General features: G+C 68.2%; 13 protein-coding genes. 2 read left to right on the plus strand and 11 right to left on the minus strand.

Annotated elements, in window-relative coordinates; genetic code table 11:
- Window positions 1-66: 66 nt before the first annotated feature.
- From ACH438_RS08290 to ftsY, 9 genes are all read right to left on the minus strand, one after another.
- Window positions 67-1,167 (minus strand): amidohydrolase family protein, encoded by a 1,101-nt coding sequence (locus ACH438_RS08290; RefSeq protein WP_397002639.1) that lies wholly within the window; start codon window positions 1,165-1,167, stop codon window positions 67-69.
- A 54-nt stretch (window positions 1,168-1,221) separates the two neighbouring features.
- Window positions 1,222-2,148 carry a LysR family transcriptional regulator gene (locus ACH438_RS08295; protein ID WP_397002641.1) on the minus strand — a complete coding sequence of 309 codons (927 nt, stop codon included), beginning with the start codon at window positions 2,146-2,148 and terminating at the stop codon, window positions 1,222-1,224.
- Window positions 2,149-2,405: 257 nt separating this feature from the next.
- Complete coding sequence (locus ACH438_RS08300) at window positions 2,406-3,038, minus strand: serine hydrolase (RefSeq protein ID WP_397002643.1); 633 nt, start codon at window positions 3,036-3,038, stop codon at window positions 2,406-2,408.
- Window positions 3,039-3,271: 233 nt separating this feature from the next.
- Window positions 3,272-4,831, minus strand: a complete 1,560-nt coding sequence (gene ffh, locus ACH438_RS08305) for a signal recognition particle protein (RefSeq protein WP_397002645.1) — start codon at window positions 4,829-4,831, stop codon at window positions 3,272-3,274.
- A 94-nt stretch (window positions 4,832-4,925) separates the two neighbouring features.
- On the minus strand, window positions 4,926-5,201 hold the full coding sequence (locus ACH438_RS08310) for a hypothetical protein (RefSeq protein ID WP_397002647.1): 276 nt from the start codon (window positions 5,199-5,201) through the stop codon (window positions 4,926-4,928).
- Between the two features lie 198 nt (window positions 5,202-5,399).
- Entirely contained in the window at window positions 5,400-7,859 is a 2,460-nt protein-coding gene (locus ACH438_RS08315; protein ID WP_397002649.1) for a [protein-PII] uridylyltransferase, read from the minus strand.
- A 109-nt stretch (window positions 7,860-7,968) separates the two neighbouring features.
- Window positions 7,969-8,307, minus strand: coding sequence for a P-II family nitrogen regulator (locus ACH438_RS08320; RefSeq protein ID WP_040811017.1), 339 nt, complete (start codon window positions 8,305-8,307; stop codon window positions 7,969-7,971).
- A gap of 5 nt (window positions 8,308-8,312) precedes the next feature.
- Window positions 8,313-9,683, minus strand: a complete 1,371-nt coding sequence (locus ACH438_RS08325; RefSeq protein WP_397002651.1) for an ammonium transporter — start codon at window positions 9,681-9,683, stop codon at window positions 8,313-8,315.
- A gap of 214 nt (window positions 9,684-9,897) precedes the next feature.
- Complete coding sequence (ftsY, locus tag ACH438_RS08330) at window positions 9,898-11,658, minus strand: signal recognition particle-docking protein FtsY (RefSeq protein WP_397002653.1); 1,761 nt, start codon at window positions 11,656-11,658, stop codon at window positions 9,898-9,900.
- A 215-nt stretch (window positions 11,659-11,873) separates the two neighbouring features.
- On the opposite strand from ftsY, the gene ACH438_RS08335 reads away from it, so the two are divergent.
- On the plus strand, window positions 11,874-12,263 hold the full coding sequence (locus ACH438_RS08335; protein WP_397002655.1) for a DUF2237 family protein: 390 nt from the start codon (window positions 11,874-11,876) through the stop codon (window positions 12,261-12,263).
- A gap of 33 nt (window positions 12,264-12,296) precedes the next feature.
- On the opposite strand, the gene ACH438_RS08340 is transcribed toward ACH438_RS08335, so the two are convergent.
- Window positions 12,297-13,409: an FAD-dependent monooxygenase gene (locus tag ACH438_RS08340; protein WP_397002657.1), complete on the minus strand. Its 1,113-nt coding sequence runs from the start codon at window positions 13,407-13,409 to the stop codon at window positions 12,297-12,299.
- 90 nt (window positions 13,410-13,499) lie between these two features.
- On the opposite strand from ACH438_RS08340, the gene ACH438_RS08345 reads away from it, so the two are divergent.
- Window positions 13,500-14,084, plus strand: a complete 585-nt coding sequence (locus tag ACH438_RS08345; protein ID WP_397002659.1) for a TetR/AcrR family transcriptional regulator — start codon at window positions 13,500-13,502, stop codon at window positions 14,082-14,084.
- A gap of 23 nt (window positions 14,085-14,107) precedes the next feature.
- Here the strand turns inward: ACH438_RS08345 and ACH438_RS08350 are convergent, their stop codons facing one another.
- Window positions 14,108-14,911: a TetR/AcrR family transcriptional regulator gene (locus ACH438_RS08350; protein WP_397002661.1), complete on the minus strand. Its 804-nt coding sequence runs from the start codon at window positions 14,909-14,911 to the stop codon at window positions 14,108-14,110.
- Between the last annotated feature and the right edge of the window lie 52 nt (window positions 14,912-14,963).

Here is a 14,963-nt window from a genome sequence, read left to right on the forward strand (position 1 = left end):
TGTCCGCTATTGCGGAGGATGTGATCTTAATCGCAGCGAAACCTGCTCCCGCGGCGACGAATTCACCTACCGATTCGCGGTCACCGGGTCCCGGCGGTTATAGATGCGGCCGCGGAGTACGACCCAGGCGGGCGAGGCCAGGGTGGCGAGGTTGAGGCGGGGATCTTGCTGGTAGACGACGAAATCCGCGGGGGCGCCCGGTGCTATGCCGGGGTGGCCGAGCCAGGTTCGGGCGTTCCAGGCGGAGGCGCCGAGGGCGTCGTGGGGGGTGAAGCCGGCGCCGGCGAGGGCTTGGATTTCATCGGCTATGAGGCCGTGGCGGATGGAGCCGCCGGCGTCGGTGCCGGTGTAGATGGGGACGCCTGCCTCGTGGGCCTTGGCGACGGTTTCGCGGGAGCGGCGGTGGAGGTCGCGCATGTGGGCGGCGTAGGCGGGGAATTTGGTTGCGGTGTCGGCTATTCCGGGGAAGGTGTCGATATTGATGAGGGTGGGGACCAGGGCGGTGTGGTTGCGGGCCATCAGGTCGATGGTGTCGTCGGTGAGGCCGGTGCCGTGTTCTATGCAGTCGATACCGGCTTCGAGGAGGGCGGGGAGGGCGTCCTCGCCGAAGACGTGGGCCGTCACGCGGGCGCCCTCGCGGTGGGCGGCGTCTATGGCTTCCTTGAGGATCGCGTCGGACCAGAGGGGGGCCAGGTCGCCTACGGCGCGGTCGATCCAGTCGCCGACGATCTTCACCCAGCCGTCGCCGCGGCGGGCCTGCTCGGCGACGATGTCGGGGAGGTCGCGTTCGTCGTCGAGATCGATGCCGAGTTCGCGGATGTAGCGCTTGGGGCGGGCGATGTGGCGGCCCGCGCGGATGATGCGGGGCAGGTCCTCGCGGTCGTCGAGGAAGCGGGTGTCGATGGGGGAACCGGCGTCGCGGAGGAGCAGGGCGCCGGCGTCGCGTTCGACCTCGGCCTGGGTGATGGCGCCGGCGGAATCCTCGTGGCCGCCACCGTATTTGATGCCGACGTGGCAGTGGGCGTCGACCAGGCCGGGGACGATCCAGCCGGAGGTGTGCACGGTGTCGGCGCCGGCTATCGGGGTGAAGGACACGACGCCGTCGTGTACCCACAGGTCACGGACGTCCTCGCCGGGCAGCACCACCCCGCGGAAGTGCAGACGCATACCGCCTCCTCGCCTCGCAGGCTCTGTCTCGCTACAGAACAAGCTACTCGGGGCCTACTCGTCCAGGACGGTCACATCGGTGCGGGCGCGGCACACCTGCCGGATCACCCGCAGCCCTTCGGCGATGACCGGATGCTCGCGGGCGCCGCGGCGCACCACGGTGAGATGGCGGCGGATCGGGACGGTGTCACCGTGCAATGGCAACCGGACCACGGCCATCCCTGGTGGGATCAGCGCCAGCCGCGAGATCAGGCTGACTCCGAAACCGTTCGCCACCATTGCCGCGACACCGTTGAAATGCACTGTCCGGCCGACGATCCGGGGCGTGAACCCGGCGGCCGCGCAGGCGGACGACACCACCAGATGGTGAGTGATCCACTCCCGCCCCGAGATCCACGGATCCGTTGCGACCTCGGCCAGTTCGGCGGTTTCCCGCCCCGCCAGCCGATGCCCGGCGGGCACCAGCAGATCCATCGGTTCCTCCAGCAGCACACGCTGATCGAAGCGCGGATCGTCCGGGGCAGGCGTCCCGGGCGCGGGCAGCACGAACGCGATATCGGTGTCCCCGGCCAGCAGCAGGTCGAAGCAGTGAATCGACTCGTCCTCGACGAGTTCGATCGTCAACCCTGGATTGGCCTCCCGCAGCCGCGCGGCAGCCGGCGCCACCAGCGCGGTGAACGCGGTCGGCATCGCGCTGATCCGCAGCAGCCCCGCGATCCCCGTCCGATGCGCGGCCAATTCGGCTCGCGCCCGCTCGGATTGGGCCGCCAGCAGATCCGCATGCCGCAACAGCGCATGCGCCGCGGCCGTCAATTGCACTCGCCGCCCGACCTGTTCGAGCAGTTCCACCCCGAGTTCCCGTGCCAGTCCGCGCAATTGCTGCGACACCGTGGACGGCGTGAGGTGCAGCGCGGCCGCCGTCGCGGTGACGGTCCCGTGCTGGCGCAGCACGCGCAGTGTCTGCAGGCGCGGATCGATCATGTGGAATTTCCGAACGTTTCGATGCGGAACTATGCGATGGACCCGAGCCTACGCCCCGGCGAACACTGGCCACATGACCGGATCAGACGCGCAGTGTTCGACGGAAAGCCAGTGCTCCCGGTGCGGGTGGCCGATCGATCGGCCGTTCCGCGTGCTCTCGCGGCATCTCACGTCCGAGGGGACGGTGACGTATACCCGGTGCGCGTGTGGAGCGCACCGGGTGTCATTGACTCCCAGCGCTTTTCGGTGACCGCGCGTCAGCCCAGGGCGGCGACGAGGTCGGTGGCGCGAGTGTCGGGCGATCCGTTGATGCCGTAGTTCATGACGTAGGCGAAGGCGAGGTTCTGGCTCAGGTCGGCGAAGGCGAGGGAGCCGCCGCGGCCGGGGTGACCGAAGGAGGCGGGGCCGCCGCAGGGGAGGTAGGGCGGGGTGGGGAGCTGGTAACCGGTGCCCCAGCGCATCGGCAGCCGGGTCACGCGGTCGAGGCCGTGGGTCTGCTGCTGGATGGCGGCGGTGACCGTGTCGTCGTTCAGCAGGCGGACGCCGTCGGCCTCGCCGATCAGGGCCGCGTACATGCGGGCCAGGCTGCGGGCGGTGCCGATGCCGTTGGAGGCGGGCAGTTCGGCTCGATGCAGTCGCGGCGAGTTGTAGTCGAGTTGCCCGACGGTGTCGGTGCCGTTGAACAGGGAGTTCGGGTCCAGGGCGACTTCCAGCAGGCTGCGGAACTGTTCGGGCAGTTGGTCGGGGGTGAGGCCGCGCAGGTCGGGTGGCGGCGCTTCGACGAGCTTGCTGGCCGCCTCGATGTCGCCGTGTTTGTCGAAGTTGGCGGCGAATGCGTCGGCGACCGGTTCGTATCCGGGCGCAACGGTGCCGTTGATCGTGATTGACATGCCGTCCACTCACCCTCATCAGGTATATCGCGCGTGGCTCGCGCGTATTGGCTTGCGCTTCAGAGCATCCCAGCGCCGACGATTCGAAACAATTACCTGCCTCACCGACCAATTCGAACTCGGCCTCACCGCCCTGCTCGACGGCCTCGCCACGCGACTCGGAATCTGATCCGCCGCAATACGAAACGCCCAGCCGGGGGATCCGGCCGGGCGTTCGGAGGGGCTGGTGCTCGTTACTTCTTCGGGAAGTTGAACTGGGAGAGGTCGATTCCTTCCAGGCCCGGGGGGAGTTCGTTGAGGCCGGCGGGGAGGTTGGAGATGTCGGGCATGCCGGCGGGGAGGCCGGGCATGCCGGGGAAGCCGCCGCGCACCTTGGGCGGGGTGGGGCCGCGGCCGCCCTTCTTGCCCTTCTTGCCTTTTTTATTGTTCTTGCTGTTGCCGCGGGCGCCGGGGAAGCCCATTTGGCGGCTCATGGCGCCCATCATCTTCTTGGCTTCGAAGAAGCGGTCAACCAGCTGGTTGACGTCGGTGACGGTGACGCCGGAGCCGTTGGCGATGCGGAGGCGGCGGGAAGCGTTGATCATCTTCGGGTTCGCGCGCTCGGCGGGGGTCATGCCGCGGATGATGGCCTGGACGCGGTCGAGTTGCTTGTCGTCGACCTGGGCGAGGACGTCCTTCATCTGGCCGGCGCCGGGGAGCATGCCCAGCAGGTTGCCGATGGGGCCCATCTTGCGGATGGCCAGCATCTGGTCGAGGAAGTCCTCCAGAGTCAGCTCGCCGGAGCCGATCTTGCGGGCGGCCTCCTCGGCCTGCTGTGCGTCGTAGACCTGTTCGGCCTGCTCGATCAGGGTGAGCAGGTCGCCCATGCCGAGGATGCGGCTGGCCATGCGGTCCGGGTGGAAGACGTCGAAGTCCTCGAGCTTCTCACCCGTGGACGCGAAAAGGATGGGCTGGCCGGTGATCTCACGCACCGACAGCGCGGCGCCACCGCGGGCGTCGCCGTCGAGCTTGGTGAGCACGACACCGGTGAAGCCGACACCGTCGCGGAAGGCCTCGGCGGTGGAGACCGCGTCCTGGCCGATCATGGCGTCGAGGACGAACAGGATCTCGTCCGGGTTCACGGCATCGCGGATGCCCGCGGCCTGCGACATCAGCTCGGAGTCGATGCCGAGGCGGCCCGCGGTGTCGACGATGACGATGTCGTACTGCTTCTGCTTGGCCTCTTCGATACCGGCGCGCGCGACATCGATCGGATCGGAAGCCGAGACGCCGAGCGGATTCTCGCCGCCGCCGATGGAAGTGCCGGGGTGCGGGGCGAATACGGGCACGCCCGCACGCTCACCGACCACCTGCAGCTGAGTGACCGCGCCGGGACGCTGCAGGTCACAGGCGACGAGCAGCGGCGTATGCCCCTGGGACTTCAGCCATTTGGCGAGCTTGCCGGCGAGGGTGGTCTTACCGGCACCCTGCAGGCCCGCGAGCATGATGACGGTCGGCGGGTTCTTGGCGTACTGCAGGCGCCGGGTCTCGCCGCCGAGGATGGCGATGAGCTCCTCGTTGACGACCTTCACGACCTGCTGAGCCGGGTTCAGCGCCGCGGAGACCTCGGCGCCCTTGGCGCGTTCCTTGATCTTGGCGATGAAGGTGCGCACGACGGGGAGGGCGACGTCCGCTTCGAGTAGGGCGAGCCGGATCTCACGCGCGGTTGCGTCGATATCGGCCGGTGACAGCCGCCCCTTGCCGCGCAGATCCTTGAGGGCACCGGTCAACCGGTCGGAAAGGGATTCGAACACCGATCGCGCTCCTGGATTCTCGAGGGACTGTCACTCGTCATACCAGGGTAGTGGGACCGGAGCAGTGCTGTTGTACCGGCTGCTCCCGAGGTCGCTACTCGAGGTCGCGCGGCCGGGGCGCGAGGGGTGCGATGCGGCGTAGGTCGTGCTTCTCGCTGGCGACCATGAACACCGCCTCGCGGGCGGTCAGGCCCAGTTCCAGGGCGAGTCCGTCGACCATCGCCCATTCGGCGGGCGTGGGTTCGTGCTCGGCCACGGTGGAGGCGATGGTCATGGCCGTCACAGCTTGCTGCCCGGTGAGGGTGCGGCCCGGCAGCCAGGAAACGACCCAGCGGTCGCCGCCGACGCAGCGGGCGATGTGCGAGGTCATATCGCTCGTCATCATTGACGCCGAAACAACTTCAATTGCCACCGACCTGCTCCCCTCATGCTTGCGACAGCTTGGGCCGAAAGCGATATTAGGGTGTGATGCCGGTCACTTGATCGGTATTTCAGCAAATTGCTCGCAACGATCCAATTAACTGGCGAACACAAGGTTTGCCAGTTAATCCCACAGCCTGGCGATCGGTCAGAAAACAGAGGTAGATCCGTTTTCGGTGTCCGCTTCGGGCGTTTTCTTCGGTTGCTGCGGCGGCACCACCGACAACACCGCCACCTCGATCTCCGCCCGTCGCTGCGGCGTGTCGGAGGCCCCCAGATCCAGGCAGAAGGTGTCGATCACCACCGAACCCATGGTCACCACCTTCGACCACGACACATTCACGCCCGCGTCCGCCAGCGCCGCGGCCAGCCGGCTCAGCAATCCGATCCGATCCTCGGCCCGCAATTCCAGCAACACCCGGCCCGGTTCCGTCGTCTCGATCCAGAAAACCCGCGGCTGCGCCTGCGCGTACGGACTGCGCTGGGTACCGCCCGCCTCCCGTTCCTTCCGCGCCAGCACCGTCCCCAGATCCAGATCGCCATTGATGGCCCGGATCAATTCCTGGCGCAGCAGACCCGGGTCCGGCGGATCACCGAACCGCGGCGCCACCACGAAGGTGTCGATCGCCGAGGCGCCCACACTCGCCAGATTCGCCGACAGCACCCGCAGCGAATGCAGGGCCAGCACGCCGGCCGCGTCCGAGAGCAGTCCAGGAGTATCGGGAGCGACCACGGTCACCACATGGTGGTAGCGCCCCTCCCCCGGCTCCAGATCCACGTGCACGCCACCGCTTTCCGCGCGCCGGCGCAATTCGTCCGGAATCGATTCGGGCGCGGGCAGTTCCTCACCGGCCATGGCCATCCGGCAGCGCCGCACCAGATCGCCGATGAGCGAGGCCTTCCAGTCGTTCCACACCCCGGGCCCGGTGGCCAGCGCGTCCGCTTCGGCCAGGGCGTGCAGCAATTCGAGCAGCTGCGGATCCCCGTCCAGCAGCTTCACGACCATGTTCACCGTCTCCGGATCGCTCAGATCGCGGCGGGTCGCGGTATCGGGCAGTAGCAGATGATGCCGGACCATGGCCGACACCGTCTGCACATCGGCGGGCCACAAGCCCAGCCGCTTGCCGATGGAGACGGCCAGCTCGGCGCCGACCAGACTGTGATCCTCCGTGCGCCCCTTGCCGATATCGTGCAGCAGCGTGCCGATCAGCAGCAGATCCGGGCGGGCCACGCGGGTCGACAGCGCACCCGCCTGCGCGACCGCCTCGGTGAGATGCCGGTCGACAGTCCAGGTGTGAATGGCGTCGCGCGGCGGAAGATCGCGCACCACACCCCATTCCGGAAACAGCCTGCCCCACAGGCCCGTCCGGTCCAGCGCCTCGATGGCCTCGACGGTGCCGCGGCCCGCGCCCAGCAGCACCAGCAGATCGTTGAGCGCTTCCTTGGGCCACGGCTCGCGTAGTTCGGGCGCGTCCTCGCCGAGGCGGTTCAAAGTCGTTGCGGACATGGGTAATCCGGTCTGCGCGGAGGCGGCGGCCACGCGCAGGATCAGCCCGGGATCGCGCTGCGGGCGGGCGTCGCGCGCGAGCACCACCTCACCGGCGTGCTCGACCACCCCCTCATCGAGTGGTCGCCGCACCGGGACGCGGCGCAGGCGCGCGAGGCCGCGCCGCGGCAGCGCGTTGCCCGCGGTCCGCAAGCCGACATCGGTCGAATAGCTGACGGTGCGGGCGGCATCGCTCAGGGTGCGGGCGAGGTCGAAGCGGTCCCCGATGCGCAGGGCCGCGCCGATCTCGTCGGCGTCCTGGGCGCGCAATTGATCTCGTGCGCGGCCCGCTACCCGATGCAGTTCGGTGCGCACGTCCAGCAGGCGGCGATGCGCCTGTTTCAGCCCGCCGCCGGGCACGTCCGGACCGAGCCCCGGCATGGCGTCGGTCAGTTGTGCGATGGCGAGGGCATCGAGCAGCTGGATGTCGCGCAGGCCGCCGCGCCCGTTCTTGAGATCGGGTTCGGCGCGGTGCGCGATCTCTCCGCTGCGCCGCCAACGGGTTTCGGTCTGGGCGATGAGTTCCTCGAAGCGTGAACGGATTCCGGCCCGCCAGTCCCGGCGCACCCCGCTGATCAGCAGCGTGCTCAGGCCTTCGTCACCGACGATGTGCCGGGCGTCCAGCAGGCCCAGCGCGGCGGTGAGATCGTCGGCGGCGACCCGGAGCGCTTGCGGGACAGTGCGAACGCTGTGGTCGAGCTTGATGTGCGCGTCCCAGAGCGGGTACCAGAGCTGATCGGCGACCTCGGCGACCCGTTGCGGATCGACGTCGTCGTAGAGCAGTACCAGATCCAGATCGGAGTACGGCAGCATCTCGTGCCGGCCCAGGCCGCCCACCGCGACGATGGCGAGTCCGCTGTCGGCGGTGATGCCGACCTCGTGTCCCTTGGTGGTCAGCCACAGTTCGAACAGGTCGACCATGGCCTGTCGCAGGGCTTCCGGGTCGAGGCGCGCGTTGCGCCCGTTCCCCTCGGGTCCGCCGGCCTCGATGAGCAATTGGTCGCGGGCCCGGACCAGGTCCGATGCCCCGTTGGAGACTTTCTCACCGTTCTGGAAACCCACAACCCACCACCCATCGATTCAGTTCATCACCGTGCACGGGGGCGGCCCCGGCTTTCCGCCGGTTCGACACCGACGGGAGGCCGGGGCCGCCACTGGATCCGTCTTCTATTTAGAGCGCATCGGAACCGCGTTCGCCGGTGCGGACACGGATGATCGCGTCCACCGGAGTCACCCAGACCTTGCCGTCACCGATCTTTCCGGTGCGGGCGGCCTCGACGATCACCTCGACGACCTTTTCGACGGAGGCGTCATCCACAACCACCTCGACGCGGACCTTCGGTACGAAGTCGACCGAGTACTCGGCGCCGCGGTAGACCTCGGTGTGGCCCTTCTGGCGACCGTAGCCCTGGACCTCGCTGACGGTCATGCCGAGCACGCCCGCCTGCTCCAGCCCGGTCTTGACGTCCTCGAGCGTGAACGGTTTGACGATCGCAGTGATCAGTTTCATTTTCGTCATGCCTCCTTGACGGCGGCGGTACGCGCCGTACCACCCACAGCAGCGAAATCGTATGCCGTTTCAGCATGCTCCGACTCGTCCATGCCCTCGAACTCTTCCTCTTCGGAAGCGCGCAGGCCGATCGTGTACTTGATCGCGAGGGCGATGATCAGGGTCAGGATGAAGGAGTAGGCGAGGACGACGCCCGCACCGACGGCCTGCCGCCAGAGCTGATCGACACCGCCACCGTAGAACAGACCCTTGACTCCGGCCGGCGCCTCCTTGGTGGCCACCAGGCCGACCATCAGGGTGCCGATGATGCCGCCGACCATGTGCACGCCGACCACGTCGAGCGAGTCGTCGAAGCCGAACTTGTACTTCAGGCCGACCGCGAGCGCGCAGACGATACCGGCGACCGCACCGACGGCCAGCGCACCCAGCACGTTCACCGAGGAACAGGACGGGGTGATGGCGACCAGACCCGCGACCAGACCGGACGCGGCGCCCAGCGAGGTGGCGTGACCGTCACGCAGCTTCTCCACGAGCAGCCAGCCCAGCATGGCGGCACAGGTGGCGAAGGTGGTGGTCAGGAAGGTGGAGCCGGCGGAGTTGTTGGAGGACAGCGCAGAACCGGCGTTGAATCCGAACCAGCCGAACCACAGGAGGCCGGCGCCGAGCATGACGAACGGGAGGTTGTGCGGCCGCATCGGGGTCTTCGGCCAGCCCTTGCGCTTGCCGAGCACCAGACAGAGGGCGAGACCCGCGGCACCGGCGTTGATGTGCACCGCGGTACCACCCGCGAAGTCGACCACGTGCAGCTTGTTCAGGATCCAGCCGCCCTCGTGCACGATGTTGCCGTTGGCGTCGGTGGCGTTGCCGTCGAAGACCCAGTGCGCGACCGGGAAGTAGACGACGGTGGACCACACCGCGGCGAACAGCGCCCAGGCGCCGAACTTGAGACGGTCGGCGACCGCACCCGAGATCAGGGCGACCGTGATGATCGCGAACATGAGCTGGAAGGCCACGAACACGGTCATCGGGATGTGCGTGTTACCGGCCAGTGCGATGTCGGCTTCGGGCGAGGAGGCCGTCTTGGCCGCCGCGTCCGGGCCGATCATGCCCTTGAGTCCGAAGAACTGCGTCGGATCACCGATCAGTCCGAATTTGTTGTTGGCGAATGAAACCGAGAATCCGTAGATAGCCCAGAGCACGCCCACGATGCCCATGGCACTGACGCTCATCATGATCATGTTGAGCACGTGCTTGCTACGGACCATGCCACCGTAGAAGAACGCCAGTCCAGGGGTCATCAGCAGCACGAGCGCGGAACTCGCCAGCATCCATGCGGTGTCACCGGTGTCCGGCAAGCCGGTCAAGGGGTACGGCACCTTTTGTCCTCCTCATCATCTGGCTCTGCAGCAACCTGCGATAAAGCCTGCAATGAGATTCGTCAGTCGGTGTTTCAGCCGTGATCCTGCGGCGTTTCGCGTAGGTGAACGGATGAGAGGACACTGTTGCGTTCAGGTTTCCCGGATCGCGCCAGTGTTACGACCGTGTTGTGAGGATGATTTTGTTCTATGGATTTGCGCTGGTAGTCGCGGGTTAACCGAGCAGTGCGTCGACGAAGGCGCCGGGCTCGAAGGGAGCAAGATCATCCGCGCCCTCGCCCAAACCGACCAGTTTGATTGGTACGCCGAGTTCGTGCTGCACCTGGAACACGATGCCGCCCTTGGCCGTTCCGTCCAGCTTCGTCAGCGCCACACCGGTGATATCGACCACCTCGGCGAAAACACGCGCCTGCGTCAGGCCGTTCTGGCCGACCGTGGCATCCAGCACCAGGATGACCTCGTCGACCTTCGCCTTCTTCTCCACCACGCGCTTGACCTTGCCCAGCTCGTCCATCAGGCCGGTCTTGGTGTGCAGGCGGCCCGCGGTATCGATGAGCACCACGTCCACACCGCGCTCGATGCCCACGCTCACCGCGTCGAACGCGACCGACGCCGGATCCGCGGCCTCCTTGCCACGCACGGTGTCCGCGCCGACCCGCTCACCCCAGGTCTGCAGCTGATCGGCCGCCGCCGCACGGAAGGTGTCCGCCGCGCCCAGCAGCACCCGGCGGCCGTCGGCCACCAGGACGCGCGCCAATTTGCCTGTGGTGGTGGTCTTTCCGGTGCCGTTCACGCCCACGACCAGCAGAATCGACGGATGATCGTCATGCGGCAGCGCGCGGATCGAGCGATCCAGCTCCGGCCGCAGCGCCTCGATCAACACCTCGCGCAGGACGGCCCGCGCATCGGCGGCGGTCCGCACGCTGCGGGACGCCATCTCCTCGCGCAAGCGGTCCACGATCTTCGCGGTGCTCGCGGTGCCGAGATCGGCCATCACGAGGGTGTCCTCGATCTCTTCCCACGAATCCTCGTCGAGGTCGCCACCGCCGAGCAGGCCGAGCAGCGACTTGCCGACGGCGTTCTGCGAGCGGGACAACCGCCCGCGTAGGCGGGTCAGCCGGCCCGTGGTGGGGTCGATCTCCTCGTGGGGGCCGGAAACCTCGGCAGGTGCGGCCTTTTCGGCCGGCGCGGGGCGTGCGGCGACAGCGGCGCCGGCGGCGGCAGCGACTTCGGCTGCGGCGTAACCCGCTTCGGCGGCCTCGGCCTCGAGGGCCTCGACCGCGGCTACCTCGGCGTCGGCGGCGGCGAGGTCGGCTGCCGCGGCGTCGGCAGCGGCCGACTCGGCAGAACTCGAGGCGGGTAGGCCGGATTCGGTCGCAGCGGCTTCGGACGACTCCGCGGCAGTGCCCGATTCGGTGCTTTCACCGGCGGTCGCGGCGGCCGGCTGTCCGGTAGACGTTGCAGCCGTCCGGCTCTCCGCCTCGGTGGATTCACCGGTGGCAGCGGTCGCGGCATCGCCGGCGGACGACGTGGATTCAGCCGGAGTGACGGACTTTCCGGTGGCAGACTGCGGGGCCTTGCCGGCGGCGGACTGCGGGGCTTTGCCGGGACCCGGCTGTGGGGTCTTGGTGGGCGCAGCCTCCGGGCCCTGTTCGGGATCCGGCAGGGGGACGTTGGTGATGGTGCGTTTCGCCGCGTCGCGCGGGATGGCGGCGTCGTCGCCGATGTGGGGCTGGCCCTCGTCGTCGGTGCGCTGGAGCCGGACGGGTTCGGGGGCGGGTTTGCCGCCCTGGCTGAAGCTGAATCCTCCGGCTGCGGTGTAGCCGCCGGACCGGTCGGTCAGCTCCTGGGTTTCGGCAGCTTCCGGGGTCAGCGAGATACGGCGGCGCTTGTTCAGGGCATAACCGGCAACCAGCGCCACGAGCAGGACCGCAACGATCGCGGCGAGGAGGATCCAAACTTCTGCAGTCGTCACGGCCCCATCCTTTCAGAGGCAGTTGTATGCCCGATTCACACACCTACCGACGCGTCGGAGAGCAGTGTCATCTATCACAGATGTACGCCGCGGATGCGGCGGACACGCCGGGTGGAGTGGTTCGAATCCGAACAACGACCGACCGGTCTGCTCGACAACGCACCACAGTGCGGAAGGAGCGGCGAATGCGACACCGAGACAATAGGATCGGCGGCGTGAACGATCGAAATGTGCTTGGGGGACCGCTGGAGGAGTGTGGCACCGATCCTCTCACCGGTTTCTACCGGGACGGCTGCTGCAGCACCGGGCCCGAAGATCTTGGCAGCCACACCGTGTGCACCGTGGTCACCGCGGAATTCCTGGAGCACCAGAAATCGATCGGCAACGACCTCATCACCCCGCGGCCGGAGAACAACTTCCCCGGCCTGCAGCCCGGCGACCGCTGGTGCGTGGTGGCGGTGCGCTGGCTGCACGCCCACGAGGACGGAGTGGCCGCACCGGTGATCCTGGCCGCGACCCACGAGAACGCCCTGGAGGTGGTTCCCATGGAGACCCTCCGCAAATACGCGGTCGACGTCCCCGACGACGTCAGCGACCTACTCTGAGCCGGATCGGTTCCGATGCGCGAGAGCAGGGGCTCAGATGCGCGGGAGCAGTCGTACCACGGTGTCGCGAGCGAGGATTCCGGGGCGGCTGGCCGGCACCATCAGGGCTCCGGCCAGGCGGAAGCCGCGCTGCTTGGGGGCGAGCAGGCGGCGGTGGCGGTGTTCGTAGCGGGTGAAGGCGGTGTGCGGGTCGGCGGGCGTGCGGGTCAGTTCCTCGGCGAGGGTGTGGGCGCCGGTGATGGCGAGGGTGGAACCGTCGCCGAAGAGGGACAGGCTGGATCCGGCGTCGCCGAGCAGTGCGACGCGGCCGCGTGACCACGACGCCATGCGGACCTGGCAGACGGCGTCGAAGTACAGGTCGGGCGCTGCGCCGACCTGATCGAGCAGGTCGCCGAACGCTCCCATGCGCCCGGTGTAGGCGGCGAGGACCAGCCGCTTGTGCTGTGCCGTATCCCGATAGTCGTAGTCGGGCGTTTCTGGGCCGCGGAAGATGAAGGCCGCCAGTGGCTTTCCGCCCGCGGGATGCACGGATACCGACCGTCCGGGCGTGTTGTACATGATCACCTCGCGCTCGCGGCCGAGCGCCCGCTCGATCGGCAGGGTCGCCACGTAGAACCCCTTGTGCCGCACGAACTCCCGCTCCTCGCCGAAGACGAGACGCCGGACCCCGGAGTGCAGGCCGTCCGCGCCGATCACATAGTCGTAGGTGGCGGGCGCCGATTCCGCGAAGGTCGCGGCGACCCGTTGCCCGTCGTCGGTGAGGCCGGTAATGGTGTCGCCCCACCGGATTTCGGCGCGATCACGCGCGGCGTCGAGCAGGATGGCGGCCAGTTCGGCGCGCGGCAGTTCGACCTCTTCCCCGGCGCCGTCGCTCGTGCCGCCGGTGCGGACAGAGGCGCGCACCGCACCTTTCGCGTCGACGAAGCTGATCCGATCCACGGATGTCGCCGCCTTACGCAATTCGGGCAGGACACCCATCCGGTTCACCACGTCGACGGCGGGTCCGCGCACGTCGACCGGGTTGCCGCTGGAGCGTTGCGCGCCTGCGCGTTCCACCACGGTGACCTGGAATCCGTTGTCGGCCAGCCAGTAGGCGAGGGTCGAGCCGCCCACGCCGGCCCCGGAGATCAATACCGATGTCTTCATGACTACTCCCCGATCGGGATAACCGGACGATTTTCGTCCACTTGAACCGATGCTACGCTAAGCGGAAGAATTTCGTCCACTTGCCCGGAGGTGAGGACCACGGCCGACCAGTTGCGCGCCGACGCCCGCAGCAATCGCGACCAGATCCTGCGCGCCGCCCTGGAGGTGTTCTGCGAACGCGGCGCCAACGTGCCCATGAAGGACATCGCCGACCGGGCCGGCGTCGGCGTCGGCACCCTCTACCGCCGCTTCCCCGACCGCGACGCCCTGCTCACCGCCACCGCGGCGGCGCACATGGCCAATATCGTCGAACTGGTGACAACAGCCCGGCGCGAAGAGCCCACGGCCTGGTCGGCCCTCTGCCGCGTACTCCGCGAATGCGCCGAAATGCAATTGGGCGCCCAAGCCGCGGCCATCGAGCCCGCCGCACACCAACTGGTCAAGGACGACCCGGCGGTGACGAAGACCCGGAACCTGCTCTTCGATCAACTACGTCAGCTGATCGACCACGCACACACCGACGGCGATCTCCGCCCCGATATCGGCCTGCCGGATATAGAGGTGCTGATGATGCTGCAGATCCCCGCCCACACCGAGTCCCGCCCCGACACGGTCGACCGCGTCGTCGGCATCATCCTGGACGGCATACGCGCGCAGGGCGATTCGCGCAGCTGAGCAAGGCAGTCTGTTCGAAACCCTTACACGGCAACATCACCCGCCGCCGACCGCACCGATGTCGTTGCGTGGCGGCGTCGGTGGGCCTTCTGACGGCAGGCGGAGGAACAGTAGCGAGCGGGGCGGCCGGTGGCGGTGGGACGAACGGGGGCCGCACACATCGGGCAGTGCGTGGCCGGGGTTTCGTTACGGCGGCGACTTTCGTCACGACCCGCGGGGGCAGTTTCGGCTTTCGTTACGGTGGCAGGCGGGCGGGTAGCGCGCAGGGCGTCCAGGACCAAGGCTGCGGGACGGGACAGGCCGGGTTCGGGCGAGAGGCGCTGGATGGCAACGCATCCGACGAACAGGGCGAGGACGTCGGAGAGTTCGATGCCGGGCCGTACGGCGCCCTGCTGCTGGGCGGCGGTGAGCAGGTCCGAGATGGCGGTGTGGAAGCGGGTGCCGGCGTCGCGGATGAGTTCCCGCGGCCAGCCGTCCTCGCCCATGAGGTCGCAGACGGCCTGATTGCGGTGACTGGAAACCACCACTTCGGTGCAGAAGGCGAAGAAAGCGGCGCCCGGATCGGGTGCGCCGCGATGGCGGAGCGCCACGGCGGTGAGGCGGTCGATGCGCTGCTGCATGACCGCTTCCACCAGTGCGATCTTGGTGGGGAAATGCCGGTACACGGTGCCCGCGCCGACGCCGGCCTGGCGGGCGACCTCGGCCAAGGAGACCGAGGTGCCGCGTTCGGCGAGGACGCGCTGGGCGGCGGCGAGGACGAGGGCGCGGTTGCGGCGGGCATCGGCGCGCGGGCCGGAGCCGGTGCGGGGCAGGGTGGGCGCGGACATTTCGTTACGCGGTTCCTTTCCGGTGCTCGCCAACCGGTTTCGTACGCATCTA

The organism is Nocardia sp. NPDC020380 (assembly GCF_044386975.1).
GTDB lineage: Bacteria > Actinomycetota > Actinomycetes > Mycobacteriales > Mycobacteriaceae > Nocardia.

Excerpts from the sequence above, each read along its gene's own strand:
- ACH438_RS08290 (WP_397002639.1), bottom strand. The coding sequence starts at position 1,167 with ATGCGTCTGCACTTCCGCGGGGTGGTGCTGCCCGGCGAGGACGTCCGT.
- ACH438_RS08295 (WP_397002641.1), bottom strand. The coding sequence starts at position 2,148 with ATGATCGATCCGCGCCTGCAGACACTGCGCGTGCTGCGCCAGCACGGG.
- ACH438_RS08300 (WP_397002643.1), bottom strand. The coding sequence starts at position 3,038 with ATGTCAATCACGATCAACGGCACCGTTGCGCCCGGATACGAACCGGTC.
- ACH438_RS08310 (WP_397002647.1), bottom strand. The coding sequence starts at position 5,201 with ATGACCTCGCACATCGCCCGCTGCGTCGGCGGCGACCGCTGGGTCGTT.
- ACH438_RS08320 (WP_040811017.1), bottom strand. The coding sequence starts at position 8,307 with ATGAAACTGATCACTGCGATCGTCAAACCGTTCACGCTCGAGGACGTC.
- ACH438_RS08340 (WP_397002657.1), bottom strand. The coding sequence starts at position 13,409 with ATGAAGACATCGGTATTGATCTCCGGGGCCGGCGTGGGCGGCTCGACC.
- ACH438_RS08350 (WP_397002661.1), bottom strand. The coding sequence starts at position 14,911 with ATGTCCGCGCCCACCCTGCCCCGCACCGGCTCCGGCCCGCGCGCCGAT.